This window comes from Cobetia sp. PDI-12MA, assembly GCF_059507695.1.
Map to the genome: position 1 here is coordinate 2,319,910 of NZ_CM183351.1, position 21,609 is coordinate 2,341,518.

Here is a 21,609-nt window from a genome sequence, read left to right on the forward strand (position 1 = left end):
GGGCGTCTGCTCGGTTCAGTCTCCACGCAAGTCAGTCGCCGCCTCGCGCGGCAACAGCCCGAAGGCCTCACCCATGCCGGGGGCGGCAAGGCGCTCGAGGAACCATTTGAGCGCCTTGCCCTGACGACCACTGCGCCAGGCGAGCGAGAGATCGATCGGCGCGCGCTGCGTCTCCAGCTGCAACAGTGCCAGACTGCCCTCCTCCAGATGACGATGGATTCGATGCCGCGGCAGATAGCCGACTCCCAGCCCCTTGCGCTGGACCTCGATCTTCTGCGCCGTGGTCTTGACGATGATCTGGCTGCGGCCGTCCAGCAAGCCGGAAGAATGGCCGGGCAGGCTGCGCGAGCTGTCCGCCACGATCACGGTGGGATATTCCTGCAGCGCCTCGATGGCAATCGGCTGCGCCAGCCGGGTCAGCGGATGATCTGCCGCCACGGCGAAGACCGGCTCTATTGCGCCGAACCGCCGGCACGCAAGCCCCGACACCGGTGGCTCGCCAGGCGCGCCGATCACCAGATCACAGCGATTGTCGTGCAGCGCATCCCAGGCACCCGCCATCACCTCCTCGCTCAACACCACCCGCGTGCGCGGCTGGATGGCCTGGAATTCCTCCAACAGCGGATAGAGCGCCTCCGGATCAAGAATGGTATCGACGCAGATACGCAGCTCGACCTCCCAGCCCGCTCCCGCCTGACGCGCCAGCGCCGTCATCTCCTCGGTGGCCAGCAAAATGCGCCGCCCATGCGCCAGCACCAGGTGGCCCGCATCGGTCAGCTCGGCCTTGCGACGCGAGCGGTCGAACAGCGGCACACCCAGCTCTTCCTCCAGCTTCTGGACCGAATAGGAAATCGCCGAGGGTACGCGATGCAGTGTCTCGGCGGCCGCGGCGAAACTGCCCCGCCGCTCGATGGCATCCAGCACGCGCAGGGCGTCGAGTGTGATGGGTGATACCATAATTCAAAAATTCTGATCATTGAGACCAGAATCCTCCATTATTTTTTTGATAAGCCGCATTCTATAGTAGCTCCATCGTTCAAACACACTGATCTGAAAAACCTCATATCCCCTGATCAATGGAGCCACACATGTTCACGTCTGCCCTCTCTCGCCTGATGACCACCGATTCCAGCCTCGCAAGCCTGGTGCTGCGTGTCCCGACCGGCATCATCTTCATGGCCCACGGTTCACAGAAACTGTTCGGCGCCTTCGGCGGCTACGGCCTGGAAGGCACCGGTCAGTGGATGGCCTCCATCGGTATCGAACCCGGCTACCTGATGGCGCTGCTATCCGGTAGCGGCGAGCTCTTCGGCGGACTGGCGATCCTGATCGGCCTGCTGACACGTCCGGCGGCTGCCGTGCTGGCCTTCACTATGCTGGTCGCCATCCTGACCGTGCATATCGGCAATGGGCTGTTCGCGAGCAACAACGGCTATGAATACGCGCTGGCACTGCTGACGATCGCGGCGAGCCTGGCGATCACCGGCGGCGGCAAGCTGTCACTCGACCGCCTGCTGAGCCCGGTCAGGCACGATTCATAAGCCTGCTGAAGGCTGGCTATTCATCACTCAATGCGCGCCCGCACAGTCTCAGGAGGTTGCCATGCTCACGTTACGTCCCGGCAATGAACGCGGCCATGCCAGGTTCGCCTGGCTGGAGAGCCGCCACAGTTTCTCTTTCGCCAGCTACTACGACCCGGCTCACATGGGCGTCTCCGTGCTGCGCGTGATCAACGATGACCGCGTGGCGCCGGGCGCGGGCTTCGATCCGCACTCGCACAGTGACATGGAAATCATCAGCTATGTGCTGTCAGGCAGCATCGAGCACCGCGACAGCATGGGCTCACGACACACCCTGGGGGTGGGCGAAGTCCAGCTGATGAGTGCCGGGACGGGCATCGAGCACAGTGAGTACAACGCCTCGTCCCGCGAGCCACTGCGCTTTCTGCAGATCTGGATCACGCCACAGGCCAAGGGGCTGCCGCCGCGCTATCAGCAGCAGTCCTTCGTCGCCCGCGACGGCCTCACCCTGTTGATCGCACCACCGGCGCAAGCCGCGCCTGGGGTGCTGGTTATCAATCAGGATGCCCAGATGTATCGCATCGGCCTGCAAGGAGATGACGCGCAGCGCGCAGCACTGACACTGCCACTGGACGCAAGGCGCCGCTACTATCTGCACGTGATCGATGGGACCACGAGCCTGAGCACCAGTGATGCGCAAAGTGTCTCGCTGGGCGCAGGTGACGCCGTGACGCTGGATCAGGCATCACGGCTCGCGCTGAGCGATGCCCACCGGCTGCATGCCCTGCTGTTCGACCTGCCCACCTGAGCCGTTGATGCTGACCAATTCCTGATCGCCAAAAAAGACGCCGCCTCCTTGCCCAGTCGATACGGGTGAGGAGGCGGCGTCTTTCTATCTGTCATTGCCAGCACGCAGCGGCTCACAAAACGCTCCACAGAATGACACACGGAGCGATTCCCGGAGCGAACCATGGAACGACGCAACCCGCGCAAAGTCACATGGTAAAGTAAGACCTGCAGTGCAGGGTATGAAGCTGGCAGCCCTTGCCGATACCTTCAGATGACGGAGACAGCGCCATGACGAATGAGACGATCATCGCCGCCGAGCCGCCTGAGACACTCAGGCTGCCAGCGCCGGATCCGCTAGCGCAGACGGGCGATGGCAGCCGCCCCCACCAGGAGGCCCTCGACGCCCATGCCGAGGTCTACTCGGAGGCCGGCTTCTGGCGCAAGGTGAGCGGCGCCGCCAGAAAGGCAGGCAAGCGCGTGCTCAATCCCGCATTTCGCATGTATTTCGCCGCCCAGGACCCAGATACGCCTCTCTGGGCGCGCACCACCATCTATGGGGCGCTGGGCTATTTCATCTCGCCCATCGATGGTCTGCCCGACTTCACGCCACTGCTTGGCTACACCGATGACCTGACGCTGATGGCGGGTGCCGTCGCCATCGTCGCCGCGCATATCAAACCGGAACATTCCGCGCGCGCGGAGACGACACTCAAGCGCTGGTTCGATTGAGCTGGCGCCTCTTGCGAGCCTCCGCATAGACAAATGCAACAATATTAAACAAAAGTTAACAATGGTTGAAAGGCGTTGTCTGGCCCGTGTTTAGCCTTGTGACATGCGCATGTTACGGTGAGCGACAACTTCATCACGCCTGAGAATTCGTCATATGTCCGTCACTCGAATGCCCATGCCATTGATGAAACTCGCTGTCGCGGGCATTGCCCTCACGATGATGGCCGGCTGTGTATCGCGCGCGCAGATCGATGTCCCGAAAGTAACGCCGGTGGAGGCACAGGCCTACCAGCATAAGGTGTTCTATTCCGACGTCTATTACAGCCAGCCACAGGCCAATCTGTTCTCCGGCGCTGCCCAACAGGCCATGCAACCATTGGGCAACATCAAGCTGTCACGCATCTGTTCACCGGCGATGACCCATTTCGACCAGCTATTGCGCGAGCAATTGCCCGCGTCTTCACACATCACCCATGATGCACGCGCCAGCGACTACCGCTTGCAGGTGGAAATCCAGGCTCACGAGAATCGTGGCCCTGTCTACCTTGATTACCTGATCGCCCAGAACCTGACCAAGAATCTGCTGACCTTCGGTGTCGCCAATGAAGATTTCGATATCATTGCCAATTTCGATGTCCAGTATCGTCTCTACGACAAGAACGAGCAGTTGCTATTCAGTAAGGATTACGTCGTTCAGGACTCCGTGCCGCACCAGGCAGGCAACTTCGACTTCGGAGATCGCATCTTCCTGCCGGCCCAGAACATGATGAAGAAGTACCTGCTATTGACGATGAATGACTTCTTCGTCAACGCCAGCCGCCCGAGCCCTGAACTTGCCGTCGTGCTCAGCGATAGCTGACAGCGAGCCAGGTCCAGTACGCACTGGCAACACTCGACGTCATATACGTCACAACACGATAACGCCTCGCCAGTCATGCTGACGAGGCGTTATCGTGTTTCAGGCCCCTTCATCCCTTCGCTATTGCCCTCGAGATTCACGCATCGTGTACCTCGCGGCATTCATCACGATCGCGAGCAGAAGGAAGGCGCTGGTTCAGGGTTCACGAGACGTCATTAACTTGTCTGTTCCGTCTGCTTCACCTGCGCGTCTCTTGAGGTGTCCTTGCGCAAGCCTAGCGGCATGCGCAGCAACACATCCGGGCGATTCTGCGCCAGGCTCAGCACCGTGATCGCGAGCAGAATCAGCGCCATGCCACCTATCTGCATGGCATCCAGCCCCTGTCCCAGAATCAACAGGCCGTAGAGAGTGGCAGTGATCGGCTCGATCATGGCGACGATGGAGGCGACTGACGGCAAGCTATGGCGCAGCCCGGCAATATAGCAATAGAAGGACAGGCCACCGCCCACCAGCCCGAACAGGATGAAGACCCACCACTCATCGGCGAAGGGCACCGCAATCGCCTGCCCCATGTCCGTGAATGGCACCATGATCAAGGTGCTCAAGCCCAGCGCGATGGCCAGGATGCCCGGCACACTGCCGTGCCGCGAAGCGGACTTGAAGGCAAAGATGAACACGGCATAAGACACGCCCGCCAACAAGCCAAAGGCGATGCCCAGGGGGGTGACAGAGGCAGAGCCGGATTGCAGCACGCCTGTCAACAATACAATGCCGATCATCACCACCACGATCGACCCCAACTTGACCGGCGTCGGTTTCTCGACCCGCGCCAGGAAAGAGGCGATATAGACAAAGATGGGCGCGCTGTACATCAGCGTGGCAGCCACCGCGACGCTGCTCTCATTGACGCTCTTGAAATAGAACATGAAATTGCCGGCGACACCCAGCCCCGCCAACAATGACCACCCCAACAGACCACGCGTGGAGTCGGCCGGGCGCTTGTGATAGCCCAGCAGAAACATCCAGCCCAGCATGCAGATGAACCCCACCATGGCGCGCCAGAACGAAATGACTTCGGCCTGCCAACCCCACGACATCAACTGACTTCCCAGCCCACCGGTAATCCCCCACTGGAGGGCTGCCAGAATGACCAATAACATGCCCCATTTTGCCATGCGCTCTCCATAGACGTGATTGATTGAGGAAAGAAAGCGTAACAAGACACGCCCACACCCTGTAAATATACACAGCCGGCTTATTTGTACTTTCTTTTATTTAAAGGTATCAAATTGTTATACTCAATCAGTTAACGAAAGTTAAACTTGAATACCTGTCGCCAATACATGACAGACATGACGGCTACTAGTTGTAGGGTGCCGGATGATCGGATTTCACAACGAAGCTATCCTTTGTTAGCCTCTCGTGAGCTCATCAAGCAATTTATTCAGGAAAGGCTTCATGTACATCAAGCTGCATAAGCAAGCGACGACGACACCGAAAATCCGTGCCGACATCCAAGCAGCTCCTTCCAGCATGACGAACAAAGATCTCGCTCGTCAGTTCGGGGTCAGCGTCTCAACTATCCAACGCTGGCGCTATCGTGATGATGTCCTGGATCGTTCCCACACGCGTCATAATCTACTAGCGACTCTGACCTCAGAACAGGAAGAGATCGTCATCGCCGCTCGTGAACTGCTACGCTTGGGGCTCGATGATCTACTTGTCGTTGCTCGGGAATTCCTGAACCCCAATCTGTCACGTTCCGCGCTTCAGCGCATGCTCAAACGACGTGATGTTCCGACTCTGGCCAAGCTGGCGCGTCGAGATGCGAAGGAGGACGAGAAGCCCAAGCATCGGCCTTTCAAGGATTATGAGCCCGGGTATGTGCACATTGATATCAAGCACCTGCCCCAAATGCCTGACGAAGATCAGAAGCGTTATCTTTACGTCGCGATTGATCGCGCCACTCGGTGGGTGTATCTGGAGGTCAGATCAAGTCAATCTGCAAAGGACGCCCAGGCGTTCATGAAGCGTGTGGAAGAGGAGGCCCCCTTCACGATTCGAACCGTGCTCACGGACAATGGTAAATCCTTTACCGATCGCTTCACCGTGGGTGGCGAGCGTAAGCCCAGCGGGCATCATTTTTTCGATCAGGAATGTCAGATCCATGGCATTGAGCATCGATTGATCAAGCCAGGCAGACCCCAAACGAACGGGATGGTGGAGCGCTTCAATGGGCGTATCAGCGATGTGCTGGCAACCCGGCGTTATGACTCAAGTGAGGATTTAGAACAGACACTCGAGCGTTATTGCTGGCTCTATAATCACCACATTCCTCAGAAGGCACTACACCACAAAGCGCCTATAGCAGCAATGAAGGAGTGGCAGGTCGAACGACCGGAGTTGTTTACTCAGACTGTAATCAATCAGACGGAACCCGACAACTAGTGACTTGTCACTGAATCGTGCGCGACTTCTTGAATAATCAGTGGATATATCCTTGCCTGAACAGGGCTTATTTCGCCCAGCATCTCGAGACAATGACGACCACCCCGAAGAGAGAAGTCACGCAAGCCAGCAAGGCGTGAGCCGCCCTTATGGCGCGCAAGACAACCCCACCCGACCAGCTTCTTGTTCGCCATTCCTCCTTCTATTGGGGCACTTGGGGCACGTGAAGTGCGTAACATGCAGATGTCATTGGCCGGACACCCTTCCTGTCACGCTCAGGAAGCAGACGCCTCTCACCCGGTAAACGGCCGCCTTTTAGTCTAATAAACTGACCTGCTGCGCGTGATGAGTGGGCTGCGCCACCTCACAGAGTCATTGACTATCAATGAGTTGGCGCAAATAAACCTCGTGATCATCACTGGTAATACCAGATGACCTCAAGTAGCAGAAACAAATGGACTCTCTTACCTTGAGCTAGCGTCAGATGCGACATAACCACGCACCCACCAACAACAAAGACTTATAAAACGACGTTCGCCACGCAACATAGGGAGAGTGCTGCACATGAATCAGTCGCTATTGGCACTATTGGCCTTTGTGCCATTGCTGCTCGCTGGGGTACTGTTGATCGGCTTTCGCATGGCCGCCCGCCTCGCCATGCCCATCGTCTTCGTGGTCACTGCATTGATCGCCCTGCTGGCCTGGGACATGACCTTCACTCGTGTCCTGGCCTCGTCATTCCAAGGGCTGATACTGACGGTCGCGATCCTGTGGATCATCTTCGGCGCCCTGCTGCTGCTCAATACTCTCAAGCATTCCGGCGGCATTGCCGCGATACGCAACGGCTTCTCCGGCATCAGCCCGGACCGCCGCGTACAGGCCATCATCGTCGCCTGGCTGTTCGGCTGCTTCATCGAAGGTGCCTCCGGCTTCGGCACCCCTGCCGCCGTCGCCGCCCCCTTGATGGTGGCGCTGGGCTTCCCGGCACTGGCCGCGGTCGTGGTGGGCATGATGGTGCAATCGACGCCGGTCTCCTTCGGTGCGGTCGGCACGCCGATCGTGGTCGGGGTCTCCGGTGGCCTCGACAAGGCCGGTGTCAGCGAGACACTGGCCGCGAATGGCTCGAGCTGGGACGCCTACTTCCAGCTGGTGACCTCTGAAGTCGCCATCACTCACGGCATCATCGGGATCTGCATGCCATTGATCATGGTTGCTGTGATGGTGCGCTTCTTCGGCGCCAATCGTTCCTGGCGTGAAGGGCTGGAGGTCGCGCCCTTTGCGCTGTTCGCCGGTGTCTGCTTCGTGGTGCCTTACATACTGGCGGGCATGCTGCTGGGACCGGAATTCCCGTCGATGATCGGCGCCATGGTGGGGCTCGCCATCGTGGTACCCGCGGCGCGCAAGGGCTTCCTGCTACCCAGCAGAACCTGGGACTTCCCGAACGCTGACAGCTGGCCCGCGGAGTGGATCGGCAAGCTGGACATGACACTTGAGCCCGTCGAGGGCCGCAAGCCGCTCTCGGTCGGCATGGGGTGGTTGCCGTATGTGCTGCTCGCGGTGTTGCTGGTGATGTCGCGCGTCATCGCGCCGATCAAGGAGGCGCTGACCTCATGGAGCTTCGGCTGGAGCGGCATTCTCGGGGAGGCTGACATCTCTGGCAGTCTGCAGCCCTTGTACCTGCCCGGTGGTATCCTGGTGGTCGTGGTACTGCTGACCATCGTGCTGCATCGCATGCGCATGCGCGATGTCAGTGCTGCCGTCAGCGAATCCAGCCGCACCATCCTCGGCGCAGGCTTCGTGCTACTGTTCACGATTCCGATGGTGCGCATCCTGATCAATTCCGGCGTCAACGAGGCGGATCTGGTGTCGATGCCGGTGGCGATGGCGCAGTTCATCGCCGATGGCGTGGGCGATATCTATCCGCTGTTCGCGCCGAGTGTCGGTGCCCTCGGGGCCTTCATCGCCGGCTCCAACACCGTCTCCAATCTGATGCTGGCCGATTTCCAGTTCAACGTCGCCCAGGCCCTGGGCATCTCCAGCGCCATGATGGTCGCCCTCCAGGCGGTTGGCGCGGCTGCCGGCAACATGATCGCCATCCACAACGTGGTGGCTGCCTCGGCCACCGTCGGCCTTCTGGGTCGCGAAGGCGTCACGCTCCGAAAGACGATCCTCCCGACGCTCTACTACGTGATCTTCGCCGGCATCATCGGCATGATCGCCTTTTATGGTCTGGGTGTGATTGACAGCTTGATGAGCTGACAACACGCCTCGCTTCACTCTGGCAGACGACAGCAGGCCCGCATTGTGTGCGGGCCTGCTGTTGTGTGGAGATCATCAACAGAATATTGAATGTGTTTACTCCAGGGGCCTGTTTATCAACAAGGCACGGCGTAATAAATTGCCCAACATCGCCGAAACGGCAGTCTTCATGTCGCAAGTTTCTGGAGCAGACATCCATGCCCCATTCTGTATTGCACCCTACCCGACTACAGCAGACCCAGTTGCAGCAGGCCCGCGAGCTCGAACTTCCTTCCCGCGAAGCCATGCTGCGGCGCGCCCCCTCCGTCCAGCAATTCTGGGACAGCCATCGTCAGCTGCTGAGTGACGCCTGGCGTGAATGGGAAGCCGTCCAGCAGGACGATCTCGCCATCCTCGACAGTGGATTGATCGATGAGGCGCTGCGCATGCCGTCAAGCGGGCGTGGGAAAATCCCGAGCGCGAGACGGACGTCAAGGCGCTGATGACAGAAGTCGCCACTGACGTCTATCAGTTCCAGCTCTTCGATGTCGAGCGCATCGCTGACCTGCGCAACCTGCTGGAACAGGCATGGGACGCCGGCATTCCGCTGCGCCCGCCCTACAGCATCGTGCTCAACCGGCGCGGCGCCATGCTCGACCGTCGCTCAGAGGGCTATCTGGCGGCACCGACTTTCCAGGCGTTCTATCAGCAACTGCTGGATACCTACATGCGCCCGATCTCGCGGCTGCTGTTCCCGGAAATCATCGGCTACGACAGCCAGTCCTTCGGCTTCTCGATCCATTATCAGCCCACGACAGACGCCTCGATTCGACCGCATACCGACGCCTCGTCCGTAACCCTCAACATCAACATGAACCTGCCCGACGAGACCTTCGAGGGCTCTGAACTGGACGTCATGGACGCCGCGAGCGGAGACGCAGTGCGCTTCGCGTTCACACCTGGCTCGGCCATGCTGCATCGCGGTAATGTGCCGCATGCCGCACAGCCGATCACCAGCGGCCAGCGCTCCAACCTGGTGCTGTGGCTGTATGGTGAGCGAGGCCAGATACCGCCACAGGGCGCGCAACGCCGGGCGATACCTGCCAGAGACCGCTGGGTTGCCTCGAGCGCCGAACAGGATGATTTCGCACCGTTCTGATGGCTAGCGTGCTCTACTGGTAAACATTAGTGAGCAACAACGACAAAGGGGGCCCTTGATAGGCCCCCTTTGTCGTTGTCATGCGCTTGATGACGCCGCTCGATCATCCGCTCATGACCACCTGATCATGGCCTCGCCTGCCATGATGGGAAAGCCGAGCAGGTCACGAAGGGACGCGGCATCCGGCGAGAGAGTCAGCCAGCTCACGGCGGCGATATTGAGCAGTACCACACACCAGAACACGAACTGGTAGCTTGTCTTGCGCGTCTTGTGGCGCAGGCTTTGCTGGGCGATCAGCGCGCCCGGCCATCCACACAGCAGCTCCATGAAGTGCAAGGTATCCTCGCGGACTCTCTGTTCACTCTCAGCAGCAGCCAGTTTATCGATCCGATACGTCAGGTACGCTACCAGACTCATGCCCAGATACGCTGCAGGCAACATCCATGGCAGACGCTCCTGCCACCATCCCGCACCGAGTACGACCGCAACGACCAACGCCACCAACCATGCTAGCCCCACTCCGGTTGAAGTGCTGAAAGCCCCGGCCCCAAGGGTGCGAAAGCGGACGGCACGTGGACGATTGTTGCCATCCATGCCCAACTGATAATGCACCTGCGCACTGGCCTTGGGCCTTCCACGCCCCTTATAGGCACTGATGTGGGCAAAGACATCCTTGCCACCCGACTCCGGGGTAATGAAACCGAAGCCCTTGTCATCGTTCCAGCGCGTCAATCGTCCTTGAAGGTTCATCGTCTGTTCTCTTTCCTGGCATGCCCTTAGCCGATGAAGGTGCCCGTGGCGTTGCCGCCGCCCTTGCCACCGGAGCCACCATCGCCGTTGTCATCGTCATCTCTGTCACCCCTGCCATCCTTGCGCTCACGCTGATCGCCCCAAGGATCCTGATCCTGTGAGTGAGCGCCGCCTTGCTCATGGTGGCGGATATCGTCAGCAGAGGCCTTATGCGAATTGGCATGCACAGCCAGCGCATCATCGGGATTGCGCGCCGAGACCTGTGCCTGCTCTTGATAGCCCTGGCTTTCCAGCAGGCTCGCGTACCACTGGTTGCCCTTGAAGCTGATGGTCAGGTTCAAGCCCAGGAACAGGACGTTGGAAATCAGCTGCCCTTCCATCGTCGCCGGGATGAAGACCGAGCTGAGCACGATGAAGCCGAAGAGGCTGCCCGCCAGCAACCACATGCGCTTGTAGAGCGCCCAGAACATGCCGAAGAAGAACGCCGGCCAGGACCAGCCGATCTTGACGGCACGCGTGCCATGCTGGGGGTGGGTAAGAATACGAAATGAAGCCATCAAAGAGATCCTTGTCTATGACGCCGAGCCAGCCGTGAGCCGTCAGGGGCGCGGAACAAATGACATGCATCGTCCACTATACTGCTGCCCACCTATCAGGACCATGAACCTCGCTGACGCTATCTCACTGATTTCCTTAAGGCTTGTCGCCATGAGTGAGACACTGTCATCACGAGTCGCAACAGGGGGCACGCAAGCCTTGCTCAAAGCGTCTGGATGACCAGTGGCGCCTCTCCCGCCGGATAGGCACAGCACATCAACACCTGTCCTGGGTCACGGCGGCCTGTGGCGGCTCGGGATACTTGACCTCACCCTCGATGAGTCGCAATGCGCAGCTACCACAGCGCCCGGAACGACAACTGGACAGGGTATTCACGCCTGACTGCTCGGCCAGCTCAAGCAGACTGCCCTGTTCGGGAGTCCACTGTCGTGTTATGCCCGCAGCGCTGGCCGCGGACTGGCCAGCTGCCACGCGCGGCGCGAAGGTGACTTGGGTACGTTCCGGCAAGCTCGCCTGAAAGTCTGCCGATTGCGCAACCGCGAGGGTATCTCCCCCCTCCAGCGAGCCAAGGCCGAAGAATTCATGATGCAGTCGCTCGCGCGGTAACCCCAGCGCCATCAGGGCGGCGTATTGCGCGCGCATGAAGCCCTCCGAGCCACACAGATAGACGTCGCTGGATGCGAGGTCTGGCAGGCTACCCGCCAGACTCACCAGCTCCAGCCTGCCCTCTGACTGATGCCGCCCGGCCACGAGATCCGCCTCACTCGGGCGCGACAAGGCAATATGTATATGCAACCACGCATGGACACGCGCCCAGACGTTCAGCACCTCAGCAAATGCCAGCTCTCCCCCATCACGTGCGGCGTGCACGAAGAACACCTCACCATGCGGTGGGTGACCTGCTTCTGCCTGCTGAACCAAGGTATCCAACATGGCGATCATCGGCGTGATTCCGACACCCGATGACAACAGCACGATAGGCGCGGGCGAGTCCTGCAACACGAAATTCCCCGCCGGTGACGCAGCCTCCAACATATCGCCCACCGCGATTTCATCATGCAGAAGTCGTGAGGCGAGCCCCTTCGGGTCACGGCGTACCGAAATACGGTAGGCACCATGCCCCGCCCGCCAGGCCTGAGAAATGCTGTAGCTACGCATCACCGGCATCTCGCCGCGGGACAAGAGCTTGTCTGGCGTTGAGGCCAGACGCAGGGTCAGAAACTGACCGGCTTGATAGGCGTCGATTTCCGCCGGTTCGTGCTCCGGTCCTGCTTCCGACCACGGTGCCAGATAGAAGGAGGTGATCACCTCGCTTTCGCGCACCTTGTCGATGACGCGCAGCCGGCGCAGGGATACGGGCGACTCGTCAGCGGCCGGCCAGTCACCGGTCTGCTCAAGCGCGGGCGAGCGCTCGATCAGTCGTCCCTGAGCCGGCAGGACATGTGCGACGTGCAATATCTGCTCCGGCACCACATCCACGATGCGCTCGGCGCCCTCGACCAGCGCTACCCGCTGAGGGTTCCAGTCGATCCGGGCATGGCCCTTGAGGATCAAGGCCTCTCCGGTGATGAAGTCCGGAATCAACAGACTGACCCGCGAATCCAGCTCGATATTGCCCAAGGTATTGAAGAAGCGATTGCCGGCAAAATCAGGAAACGACAGGCTGCCATCGGCATTCAGGTGCAGAAAGCCTGGTCTGCCGCCACGATGCGAGACATCCACGCCGTTGGGAGCAGCCTCATCCAGCTCACCTGCGCGAGTCGCGATGAAGAAGGTGTCCGCCTGGGCCAGCAAGGCGCGCACTTCTTTATCGTGCCATGTCGCCTCGTCGTTGAGTGCCGCCTCAGCGTCGAGTGACACCTCGCGGCTGACCGGCGCTTTCGCCTGCTCGCCAGCCCAGTCGATCTCACGTTGCTGGATGTATTGTGGACAGTTGCCGAAGCTCTGATCGACTCCTATCCGCAGTTCAGCAGGCGCCATGCCCGCCACCGCGTCAGGGGCAAGCAGAGTGCCATTCATACGATTGCGCCGCCGACTTTCCAGATCCAGACCCAGCACGCCGATCCTGGTACCGGGAGTAAACTCCAGCCCCAGCAATTGCCCCAGCGCCGGTCGTGCATGCACCTTCAGCTCAGCGGGCGTGGCATCACAAAGCTGGCCAGGGGCGGCAAAGCTCACCGCTACCCATGGCCAGCCCTGCGTGTCCGGCACGCCCAGGAACAGCACTGGTAAGCTATCGAAGAAAGCGACATGCTGCTCTGGCATCTGGTCGCGTACATAAGGGGCCACCTGGTCGACATAACTCTCGGGCACTCCTGCACGCGCCTGAACGCGTCGTTCCCCCGCATGAAATACCTGACGATGCTCACTCATGATGACACCTTACGGTCGTGGTGGTTCAGGCCAGAATCGGGCTCGGCGCCATGCCTACGAAGTCAGGCAACGCCTCGACACGCGCAACCCAGGCGCGAATATTGGGATAAGGCGAGAGGCTGACGCCGCCTTCCGGCGCGTGAGCGATGTAGCTGTAGCCTGCGATGTCCGCCAGCGTGATGTGATCGCCTGCCAGATATTGCTGCTGTTCCAGATGAAGCTCCATGACACTGAACAGGGCATGGGCACGAGCGATGGTCTGCTCATGATCGAAGGGAGCACCAAATACGGTGACCAGACGTGCGGCACAGGGGCCCGAGGCGATTTCGCCAGCCGCGACCGACAGCCAGCGCTGCACCTCGGCCGCCGCCAGCGCATCGCTGGGCATGAAACGGCACTCGGCATCATAGCGGTGGGTCAAGTAGACGAGGATGGCGTTGGAGTCACTCAGGAAGACGCCATTGTCTTCGATGGCCGGCACCTGCCCGAATGGGCTGATCTTGAGAAATTCGGCCGCCTTGTGCGCGCCATTGGCCATATCAAGATCCACCGTCTCATAGGGAATATCCAGCAATGCCAACATCAGCTCGACACGGTGACAGTGACCGGATTTGGGATTACGAAAAAGACGAACGGGTGCGGCAGTGGAAGAGAAGCGTGAATTCATGATTCACCTGCAATGTGAGGAGAGTGGAAAGAGAGAAACGATGGTGTGAAAGACGCCGGGTGTTGAGGACTCAGAATCCGAAATCGCTCAACCCGGGGTGGTCATCCGGTCGGCGCCCCAATGGCCAATGGAACTTGCGCTCGCTCTGCGCGATGGGGTGTTCATTGATGCTGGCGTGGCGATGGGTCATCAGCCCCTGCTCATCAAACTGCCAGTTCTCATTGCCGTAGGCGCGAAACCACTGGCCGCTGTCATTGCGATATTCATAGGCGTAACGCACGGCGATCCGATTCCCTTCGCTGGCCCACAGCTCCTTGATCAGGCGATAGTCGAGCTCGCTTGCCCACTTGCGGGTCAGGAAGGCCACCACCTCATCACGGCCGGTCACGAATTCGGCGCGATTGCGCCAACGGGTGTCCGGCGAATACGCCAGAGCTACCTTTTCGGGATCACGGCTGTTCCAGCCGTCTTCGGCAAGACGCACCTTGTGTGCCGCAGTGTCTGACGTGAACGGTGGCAAGGGATGGCGGGGGAGATTGGCTGACATGAAAGAGGCTCCAGCGGTTGGGGTGATCAAACACATCCCCACACTACTCTCCTTATCTGGCTGCTAGAATCCTCAGCAGACACAATTGATCATTCCAGATAATGACAATAATCGACGCCAATGGGAGCCACAGATGGACCGACTGCAGACACTTGAGGTCTTCGTGGCCGTGGCGGATGCCGAAAGCTTCGTGGCAGGTAGCCGCGCGCTGGGCATGAGCGCTCCCTCGGTGACACGCGGCATCAATGCCCTGGAAGCCCGCTTGGGCGCACGCCTGTTCACACGCACCACGCGCCGCGTGCGCCTGACCGAGATCGGCGAGCGGTATCTGGCGGATGCCCGGCGCATCCTGGCGGAGCTTCAGGCAGCGGAGGATGGTGTCAGCGGCGCCGCGACACGCCCTACCGGCGTATTGCGCATCACCTGCCCCACCGAGTTCGGTCGCATTCACGTGATGCCGCTGCTGATGGAGTATCTGGAGCACTATCCCGAGATGCGCGCCGAAGTGGTGATGGTGGACCGCGTGGTCAACATGATCGAGGAAGGCTTCGATATCGCCGTGCGTATCGGTTCCCTGCCGTCCTCAGGGCTTTCGGCACTGAGAGTCGGCAGCGTACGGCGCGTGGTGTGCGGCTCACCGAGCTATTTCGCCCGCGAGGGCACGCCGGACTCGCTGGAGGCCTTGGCCGGACTGCGCATCGTTGCCTCGAGCAACATGAATGCCAGCAAGGAGTGGCGCTTCGGTCGCGCAGGAGAACACGCCATACGAGTGAGCCCCCGGCTAACGATGAGCAGCATTGCCGCCTGCATCGAGGCCGCCCGCAGTGGTTGGGGCATCACCCGCGTGCTGTCCTATCAGGTCGGCGAGGATCTCGCCGCGGGTCGCCTGCAGGCCGTACTGGAGGAGCTGGAGCCACCGCCGCTGCCGATCCACCTGTTGCACAGCGAGGGGCGCGGCGCAGTGGCCAAGGTACGTACCTTTCTGGATTTTGCCGCCGAGCGCCTGCGCGCCAATCCCGTACTGAATCCCTCACCGTCAGCGCGATTGACCGACTGAGCCTGCCTATGGCGGGTTGAAGGCCGTCATGTCCTGTTGCAGCAGGCCCAACAGGCGGTTGGCGCCCCCGCTCAATTGTCTTCCTAGACGGCTGATCAACTGCACATGGGGCGTGACGAACTGGGCTTCCTGCAACGGAATGCGGCACAGCCGTCCAGCATCGACCTCCTCGGTGACCACGAATTCCGGCAGCAATGTCACTCCGCCATGCAAGGCGAACTGCTTGAGCATGGCAATGGCATTGCAGGTCAAGGTCGGGCTCAGCATCACCCCCGCCTGATGCTCCGCCAATGTCACCAGTTGGCGAATGCCGAAAGACACCTCCGGCAGTGCCATAGAGTGACTGGATAGCTCTCCAAGCGCCAAGGGCTCACGCGTTTCACCCGAGCCCCCCGCACACTGCTGCGCCAGCGGATGCGCTGGATTGACCACTGCGCACACCGGTTGCGGTCGCGAAACATGCGTGCGGATCTTGGGGTCACCCGCTGGATGAAACACCAGCCCAAGATGCGCTTCATCCTCGACGACCTGACGGATCACCTCATTGGTTCCGCACAGATTCACCTTGAGTTCGATGCCCGGATAGCGCGCGGAAAAGCGGCTCAATGGCCCTGCCAGACCCTCGATGAATCCCTCGCCGATTGCCAACACCAGCGAGCCACTCTGCAGCCCTTTCAATGACTGCAATGACTCGAGTAGCACTTCCTGCTGTGCCAGGCGCTGTCGATAGTATTCAAGCACCCGCTCCCCGGCCTCCGTCGGCTTCACCCCACGCCTGTGCCGCTCCAGCAGCGGCATGCCCAGCTCATGTTCCAGCTGGGTGATCTGTCGACTGACCGCGGAGGGCGCCACATTCAGATAATCGGCCGCCGCACGCACGCTACCGAGTCTTGCCGCCTCAAAGAGATGCCCGATCCGCCGCTCCTGCACCTGACTCATGACGCCTCCAGCATTGCTTTTAAAGCAACATTAAAGTGAATTCTGGATTATTGCTGGAACGCAGAAGCCCTGTCCATACTCGAGTCACTGGGTGCTACTCCCCCTTTCACCACGACAGGAACCACACAATGACAACAACCGTCGGTGTCATCGGATTGGGCAACATGGGCGGCGGCATGGCCGCAACCCTTGCTCGCCACGACTTCCCCGTCCTCGGGTTCGATCTCTCTCAGACTGCGCGTGACAAGGCGGCTGCGGCAGGCGTCACGCCATCCGATTCCCTCACCGAGCTGCTCGAGAAGGTTGAGGTGGTAATCCTCTCGCTGCCCAAGGCCGAGCATGTCGAACGCCTGTGTCTAGGCGGCGAAGACACGCCAGTCAGCGATGCAGCAGAAGACCGCCAGGCCGAAAGCCTGCTGGCCCTGGCCAGGCCGGGGCTGATCGTGATCGACACCACCACCTCGACTCCCGAGACCAGCCGCAAGGTGGCGGCGGCGCTGGCGACGCGCGGTATCGACTTCATCGACGCCCCGGTGTCCGGCGGCCCCAAGGGCGCCGCGAGCGGCAGCATGTCGATGGTGATCGGCGCCGAGGATGAGGTGCTAGCACGCGCCATGCCGGTACTGGAAGCCATGAGCGGCAGCCGAGTGCACGTCGGCAGCTGTGGCGCGGGCAATGTCGCCAAGATCGCCAACAACATGCTGGCCGCCTGCCACCTGATCAGCACGGCGGAAGCCGTTGCCATGGCCGCTAAAGCGGGCGTCTCCCCCGAGAAGTTGCTGGAAGGTGTGAATGCGGGTTCCGGGCGCAGTGGCGCGAGCCAGGTGATGTTCCCCAACTGGGTGACCAACAAGGCCTACGATTCCGGCTTCACCATGGGCCTAATGCGCAAGGATGTCGGGTTGGCCAGTGATCTGGCGCAACAGCTCGGGATGGAACTGCCCCTCGCCAACGCCGTCGCCCAGCTATGGAACGAGAGCCGCGCGACGCTGGATGACAGCGAGGATTTCTGCGCCATCGTGCAACGCACTGACCCGACTCTCTTTGGCCACGGAGCATAAGCCATGCTGACCCACGACATGACCCCGGCATTCTCAACGACCCAGCGTATCGCCGAACTGATGCAGGCGTTTCAGGACAGCAGCCAATCTCAAGACGACACTCTTGTCGTCAGTAGCCTGATCGGTGGCGAGTTCATCAAAGGTAGCGGTGAGCGCATCGAGGTGCGCAACGCCCAGGATGACAGCCTGATGCTGTCCTTCCCGGATGCCGACATCTCTCAGGTCGCGCTTGCCAATGCCGCCAGCCGAGAGGCCCAGCAGCAATGGGCCGCCCTGACCGCCCAGGCCCGCGGGCGCGCCATCTACCGCATAGGCAGCCTGGTCCGAGAGCAGGCCGACACCCTGGCCGAACTGGAGGCACTGAGCGCCAACAAGCCGATTCGCGATGCGCGGGTCGAGGTGGCCAAGGTCGCGGAAATGTTCGAGTACTACGCGGGCTGGGCCGACAAGCTGCACGGCGAGGTGATTCCGGTCCCGACCTCGCACCTCAACTACGTCACCTACGAGCCGCTGGGCACCGTGCTGCAAATCACGCCGTGGAACGCGCCCATCTTCACCGCTGGCTGGCAGATCGCTCCGGCCATTACCGCCGGCAATGCGGTGATTCTCAAGCCCTCGGAGCTGACGGCGCTGTCCTCGCTGGCGCTGGGGGTGTTGATCGAGCGCGCCGGTGTGCCGCGCGGGCTGGTCAATGTCATCGCCGGCTACGGCCATAGCATCGGCCAGGCGTTGATCGCCGAGGGCGACATTCGCAAGGTGGTGTTCGTCGGCTCGCCCGCCACCGGCCGCCACATCGCCACCGCCGCGGCGCAGCGTTGCATCCCCTGCGTACTGGAGCTGGGCGGCAAGTCCGCCAACATCGTGTTCGAGGATGCCGATCTCGAGGTGGCCCTGCGCGGCGCCCAGGCGGCCATCTTCTCCGGCGCCGGCCAGAGCTGCGTGTCGGGCTCGCGCCTGCTGGTGCAGGCCTCGATCTTCGACAAGTTCACCACTGCGCTGGCTGAGGCCGCCACGCAGTTCACGCTCGGTGACCCGCAGGACCCGAATACCCAGATCGGCCCGATCAACAACGCGAAGCAATATCAGCATGTGAAGTCGATGCTTGCCGGCGCCATTGAGGACGGCGCGCGTCTCGCCGATGGGTCAGCAGACCCCGTACCGGACACCGGCGGCTATCATGTCGCGCCGACGGTACTGCTGGGCGACAACGCCATGACCTGCGCGCAGGAAGAGATCTTCGGCCCGGTCGTGGTCGCCATACCGTTCGAGGATGAAGCCGACGCCATCCGCATCGCCAACGACAGTCGCTTCGGGCTGGCCGGCGCCGTCTGGACACGCGACGTCGGCCGCGCCCACCGCGTGGCACGCCAGGTGCGTGCCGGCACCTTCTGGGTCAATGGCTACAAGACCATTCACGTCAGCTCGCCCTTCGGCGGCTACGGCGAGAGCGGCTATGGCCGATCCTCAGGGCTGGATGCGCTGCGCGAATACAGCGAAGTGAAGAGCGTGTGGGTCGAGACAGCAGCCGAGCCCGCCGCCAGCTTCGGCTATGGGGCCAGCTTGGAATGAAGATTGGGCAGTAAGCAGTCGTTACCTCACAGTCCTGATTTGCTACCACCGAGCGCTGCCATCGACATGGGGTAGCGCTCGAAGGGTGATTTCGGCCATATAACGTCACGCCCACTGCCTGACCGAGGTTTCTTTCCCCCTCCGCAACTCGAACGTACTTGGCGTTTGATAGCTTCATCCCACCATGACTGATCTATTTGCCCTGACCAATAAGTGAAACGTAAGGAAACACCCCCAGTGCCCATGGACACTGCGACTAAAGATCAGCTTGCAGCACACTTCAATGACACTACGATGGGAACGATCCCATCACTTTTGAATTTCCGAGTGTGACATGCCTTCAGACAACCAAAGCACTTTCGTATCTAGCCGCCGCGCTACGCTGAGGCAAGTTGCACAAGAGGCTCGCGCATCGAAGACAAGTGTCTCTCGCTACTTTGGTGGAGCACGCGAGCAATTATCACCCGACCTACAGAAGCGCATTGCTCAGGCAGCCGCTCAACTTAACTATCGTCCCAACTTAATAGCACGCAGTCTTAAGGGAGGCCGTACCGGCCTGATTGGTATGCTGGTTGCAGATATCCGGAACCCCTTTTCGGTTGCCGCCATGCATGGAATGGAACAAGCAGCACGAGAGCAAGGCTTCTCTCTAATGGTTTGCAACACCAACAATGATCCTCTCCTTGAACAGGTCCATCTGACTCAATTGACCAGTTATGGTATTGAGGGTTTGGTAGTCAATGCCAGTGGGCAGGCCAGCCAAGAACTTATTGATCTGGCCACTAACGGGTTTCCTATAGTGCTATTGGACCGTCAATTACCGGGAATCGAGGCAGACATGGTCGGACTCGACAATGATGCCGCCATCGACATCGCTATTGCGCATCTCAGAGAGGCTGGATATCGAGACGTTCTCTACCTGAGCGAACCAATCAACCACACCAGTTCACGCCAAGAACGCTTGTCGCGACTCACCTATCAGCTAGCCGCGCATGAGGGCACGCTAAATGGCCATACCTTTATGCTATCGCTGTCTGATGACCTGGCTTCATTGTCACCCGTGATAGAACAGTACATGTACACGGCAAATCGACCTGCCATTCTGTGTGGCAATGGCAATATGACGTTGATGGCGGCACGTTGCCTCAAACAGCTCAAGCTGGACCTCGGCTCTATTGGCCTCTTGGGCATTGACGAGCTGGAATGGTGCAGTCTACTTACTCCGGGCATCACGACATTGGCGCAACCTACGGAAGAAATCGGGCGGCGTGCCTTTGCCTGTCTGCTGGAGCGCAATCGTGAGGCCTACGTCGGGCAGTCACGGCATATCCGCTATCACCCAACATTGATCAAGCGTGGCTCAACATCCTGTCCTGACTTCCACGCTACCTGAATCACTTATCTTTTCATTTCTGACATGCCTTAACCCTTATAAGGAGACCAGGAAGGATGACGTCATATCTTGATATGGTACCGTTACCAAAGCCTGATCGTTCTTCAACTCTTCCGCAGGTTTCCGTCTGCACCTCTGCTTTCGGTAGTACCTTGATACTGGCACAGGGGCAGGCCGCCAGCCTGGACTGGATACGTGAGGCCGGGGCCGACAAGGTCGAGATTCGTCGCGAATTATTACCTACTGACTTCCAAGCTTTTGATAAGCTGGGCGCGCAATGCGCAGAACATTCACTTGGCGTAATTTATTCCACAGCAGATGGGCTCTGGAATGAAACGCGTCCTGCCGAAAGCGTTTCTAGGCGACTACACGAGGCACGTGCACTGGGAGCGGAAAGCATCAAGTTCGCACTCGGTGACTATCGTGGGGCCGGCCGAGATACTTGGCAAGCGTTGTCAGTCTTGTTTACCGATAGCGGGGTCCCTCAGATACTGATCGAGAATGATCAGACCTCACAAGGTGGCTCCATCTCCGCGATGACTGCCTGTTTGAAGGATGCCGAACATGCTGGCTGTTCATTAGGAATGACGTTCGATATTGGCAATTGGCAATGGTGTGGCGCCAGCGCACAGCATGCCGCGGAGCGCCTCGGCCGACATGTACGCTATGTACACTGCAAAGGTGTGAGTACTGATATCTCAGGCAAATGCCACGCGCGCGTACCAAGTGACAAAGATCTTTGCGAGTGGTCTACAATGTTCCGCCATTTTCCTAAAGATGTAATGCGCGCTATTGAATATCCACTGCAACCCACTCCCCCTCTTGCGCAAGACGATATGAGACATGCCGATCTTCGCTATCTTTTATCCGACCTACCAAGCATTACTCGTCGCGAAGTCGAGCGGCTGAGAGCGATCACTACTACTCGGTAATTACTACTCTGCTTCCAAGCA

21 protein-coding genes are annotated in these 21,609 nt (G+C 59.9%); 13 read left to right on the forward strand and 8 right to left on the reverse strand.

The window, feature by feature from the left end:
• Positions 1 to 15: 15 nt before the first annotated feature.
• Entirely contained in the window at positions 16 to 957 is a 942-nt protein-coding gene (locus AC5WNI_RS09965) for a LysR substrate-binding domain-containing protein (protein WP_216060823.1), read from the reverse strand.
• A gap of 131 nt (positions 958 to 1,088) precedes the next feature.
• On the opposite strand from AC5WNI_RS09965, the gene AC5WNI_RS09970 reads away from it, so the two are divergent.
• From AC5WNI_RS09970 to AC5WNI_RS09985, 4 genes are all read left to right on the forward strand, one after another.
• Positions 1,089 to 1,541, forward strand: coding sequence for a DoxX family protein (locus AC5WNI_RS09970; RefSeq protein WP_432704833.1), 453 nt, complete (start codon positions 1,089 to 1,091; stop codon positions 1,539 to 1,541).
• A 61-nt stretch (positions 1,542 to 1,602) separates the two neighbouring features.
• Positions 1,603 to 2,328, forward strand: coding sequence for a pirin family protein (locus tag AC5WNI_RS09975; RefSeq protein WP_225346767.1), 726 nt, complete (start codon positions 1,603 to 1,605; stop codon positions 2,326 to 2,328).
• 269 nt (positions 2,329 to 2,597) lie between these two features.
• The gene (locus tag AC5WNI_RS09980) at positions 2,598 to 3,038 is read left to right on the forward strand and encodes a YkvA family protein (RefSeq protein WP_225346768.1); all 441 of its coding nucleotides are present in this window, start codon (positions 2,598 to 2,600) and stop codon (positions 3,036 to 3,038) included.
• A gap of 175 nt (positions 3,039 to 3,213) precedes the next feature.
• Positions 3,214 to 3,897, forward strand: a complete 684-nt coding sequence (locus tag AC5WNI_RS09985) for a hypothetical protein (RefSeq protein WP_225346769.1) — start codon at positions 3,214 to 3,216, stop codon at positions 3,895 to 3,897.
• Positions 3,898 to 4,112: 215 nt separating this feature from the next.
• On the opposite strand, the gene AC5WNI_RS09990 is transcribed toward AC5WNI_RS09985, so the two are convergent.
• Positions 4,113 to 5,072 carry a DMT family transporter gene (locus AC5WNI_RS09990; protein ID WP_225346770.1) on the reverse strand — a complete coding sequence of 320 codons (960 nt, stop codon included), beginning with the start codon at positions 5,070 to 5,072 and terminating at the stop codon, positions 4,113 to 4,115.
• A gap of 283 nt (positions 5,073 to 5,355) precedes the next feature.
• Between AC5WNI_RS09990 and AC5WNI_RS09995 the strand changes: the two genes are divergently transcribed.
• From AC5WNI_RS09995 to AC5WNI_RS10010, 4 genes are all read left to right on the forward strand, one after another.
• Positions 5,356 to 6,345 (forward strand): IS481 family transposase, encoded by a 990-nt coding sequence (locus tag AC5WNI_RS09995; protein ID WP_495928362.1) that lies wholly within the window; start codon positions 5,356 to 5,358, stop codon positions 6,343 to 6,345.
• Positions 6,346 to 6,909: 564 nt separating this feature from the next.
• Complete coding sequence (locus AC5WNI_RS10000) at positions 6,910 to 8,604, forward strand: L-lactate permease (protein WP_225346771.1); 1,695 nt, start codon at positions 6,910 to 6,912, stop codon at positions 8,602 to 8,604.
• Between the two features lie 197 nt (positions 8,605 to 8,801).
• A complete protein-coding gene (locus AC5WNI_RS10005) occupies positions 8,802 to 9,086 on the forward strand; it encodes a hypothetical protein (RefSeq protein WP_225346772.1) in 285 nt (94 codons plus the stop codon).
• Complete coding sequence (locus tag AC5WNI_RS10010) at positions 9,086 to 9,742, forward strand: 2OG-Fe(II) oxygenase family protein (protein WP_225346773.1); 657 nt, start codon at positions 9,086 to 9,088, stop codon at positions 9,740 to 9,742. The genes AC5WNI_RS10005 and AC5WNI_RS10010 overlap by 1 nt, the downstream gene beginning before the upstream one ends.
• Positions 9,743 to 9,853: 111 nt before the next feature.
• Here the strand turns inward: AC5WNI_RS10010 and AC5WNI_RS10015 are convergent, their stop codons facing one another.
• The 5 genes from AC5WNI_RS10015 to AC5WNI_RS10035 all read right to left on the reverse strand — a co-directional run bounded on the left by AC5WNI_RS10015 (position 9,854) and on the right by AC5WNI_RS10035 (position 14,637).
• Positions 9,854 to 10,474, reverse strand: coding sequence for a DUF1294 domain-containing protein (locus tag AC5WNI_RS10015; RefSeq protein WP_495928363.1), 621 nt, complete (start codon positions 10,472 to 10,474; stop codon positions 9,854 to 9,856).
• Positions 10,475 to 10,518: 44 nt separating this feature from the next.
• Positions 10,519 to 11,049: a DUF2628 domain-containing protein gene (locus AC5WNI_RS10020; protein WP_225346774.1), complete on the reverse strand. Its 531-nt coding sequence runs from the start codon at positions 11,047 to 11,049 to the stop codon at positions 10,519 to 10,521.
• Positions 11,050 to 11,305: 256 nt separating this feature from the next.
• Positions 11,306 to 13,423, reverse strand: coding sequence for a 2Fe-2S iron-sulfur cluster-binding protein (locus tag AC5WNI_RS10025; protein WP_225346775.1), 2,118 nt, complete (start codon positions 13,421 to 13,423; stop codon positions 11,306 to 11,308).
• Between the two features lie 25 nt (positions 13,424 to 13,448).
• Positions 13,449 to 14,090, reverse strand: coding sequence for a glutathione S-transferase family protein (locus AC5WNI_RS10030; protein WP_225346776.1), 642 nt, complete (start codon positions 14,088 to 14,090; stop codon positions 13,449 to 13,451).
• Positions 14,091 to 14,160: 70 nt separating this feature from the next.
• On the reverse strand, positions 14,161 to 14,637 hold the full coding sequence (locus AC5WNI_RS10035; protein ID WP_284891899.1) for a nuclear transport factor 2 family protein: 477 nt from the start codon (positions 14,635 to 14,637) through the stop codon (positions 14,161 to 14,163).
• 133 nt (positions 14,638 to 14,770) lie between these two features.
• Between AC5WNI_RS10035 and AC5WNI_RS10040 the strand changes: the two genes are divergently transcribed.
• Positions 14,771 to 15,694, forward strand: coding sequence for a LysR substrate-binding domain-containing protein (locus tag AC5WNI_RS10040; RefSeq protein WP_225346778.1), 924 nt, complete (start codon positions 14,771 to 14,773; stop codon positions 15,692 to 15,694).
• Positions 15,695 to 15,700: 6 nt separating this feature from the next.
• Here AC5WNI_RS10040 and AC5WNI_RS10045 read toward each other — a convergent pair whose 3' ends face one another.
• Positions 15,701 to 16,633 (reverse strand): LysR family transcriptional regulator, encoded by a 933-nt coding sequence (locus AC5WNI_RS10045; protein WP_225346779.1) that lies wholly within the window; start codon positions 16,631 to 16,633, stop codon positions 15,701 to 15,703.
• Positions 16,634 to 16,761: 128 nt separating this feature from the next.
• Here AC5WNI_RS10045 and AC5WNI_RS10050 point away from each other — a divergent pair, with 128 nt between their 5' ends.
• The 4 genes from AC5WNI_RS10050 to AC5WNI_RS10065 all read left to right on the forward strand — a co-directional run bounded on the left by AC5WNI_RS10050 (position 16,762) and on the right by AC5WNI_RS10065 (position 21,588).
• On the forward strand, positions 16,762 to 17,694 hold the full coding sequence (locus AC5WNI_RS10050; RefSeq protein WP_495928364.1) for an NAD(P)-dependent oxidoreductase: 933 nt from the start codon (positions 16,762 to 16,764) through the stop codon (positions 17,692 to 17,694).
• 3 nt (positions 17,695 to 17,697) lie between these two features.
• Entirely contained in the window at positions 17,698 to 19,263 is a 1,566-nt protein-coding gene (locus AC5WNI_RS10055; protein WP_495928365.1) for an aldehyde dehydrogenase family protein, read from the forward strand.
• Positions 19,264 to 19,597: 334 nt separating this feature from the next.
• Positions 19,598 to 20,656: a LacI family DNA-binding transcriptional regulator gene (locus AC5WNI_RS10060; RefSeq protein WP_495928366.1), complete on the forward strand. Its 1,059-nt coding sequence runs from the start codon at positions 19,598 to 19,600 to the stop codon at positions 20,654 to 20,656.
• 56 nt (positions 20,657 to 20,712) lie between these two features.
• Complete coding sequence (locus AC5WNI_RS10065; RefSeq protein ID WP_495928367.1) at positions 20,713 to 21,588, forward strand: sugar phosphate isomerase/epimerase family protein; 876 nt, start codon at positions 20,713 to 20,715, stop codon at positions 21,586 to 21,588.
• The last annotated feature ends 21 nt before the right edge of the window (positions 21,589 to 21,609 follow it).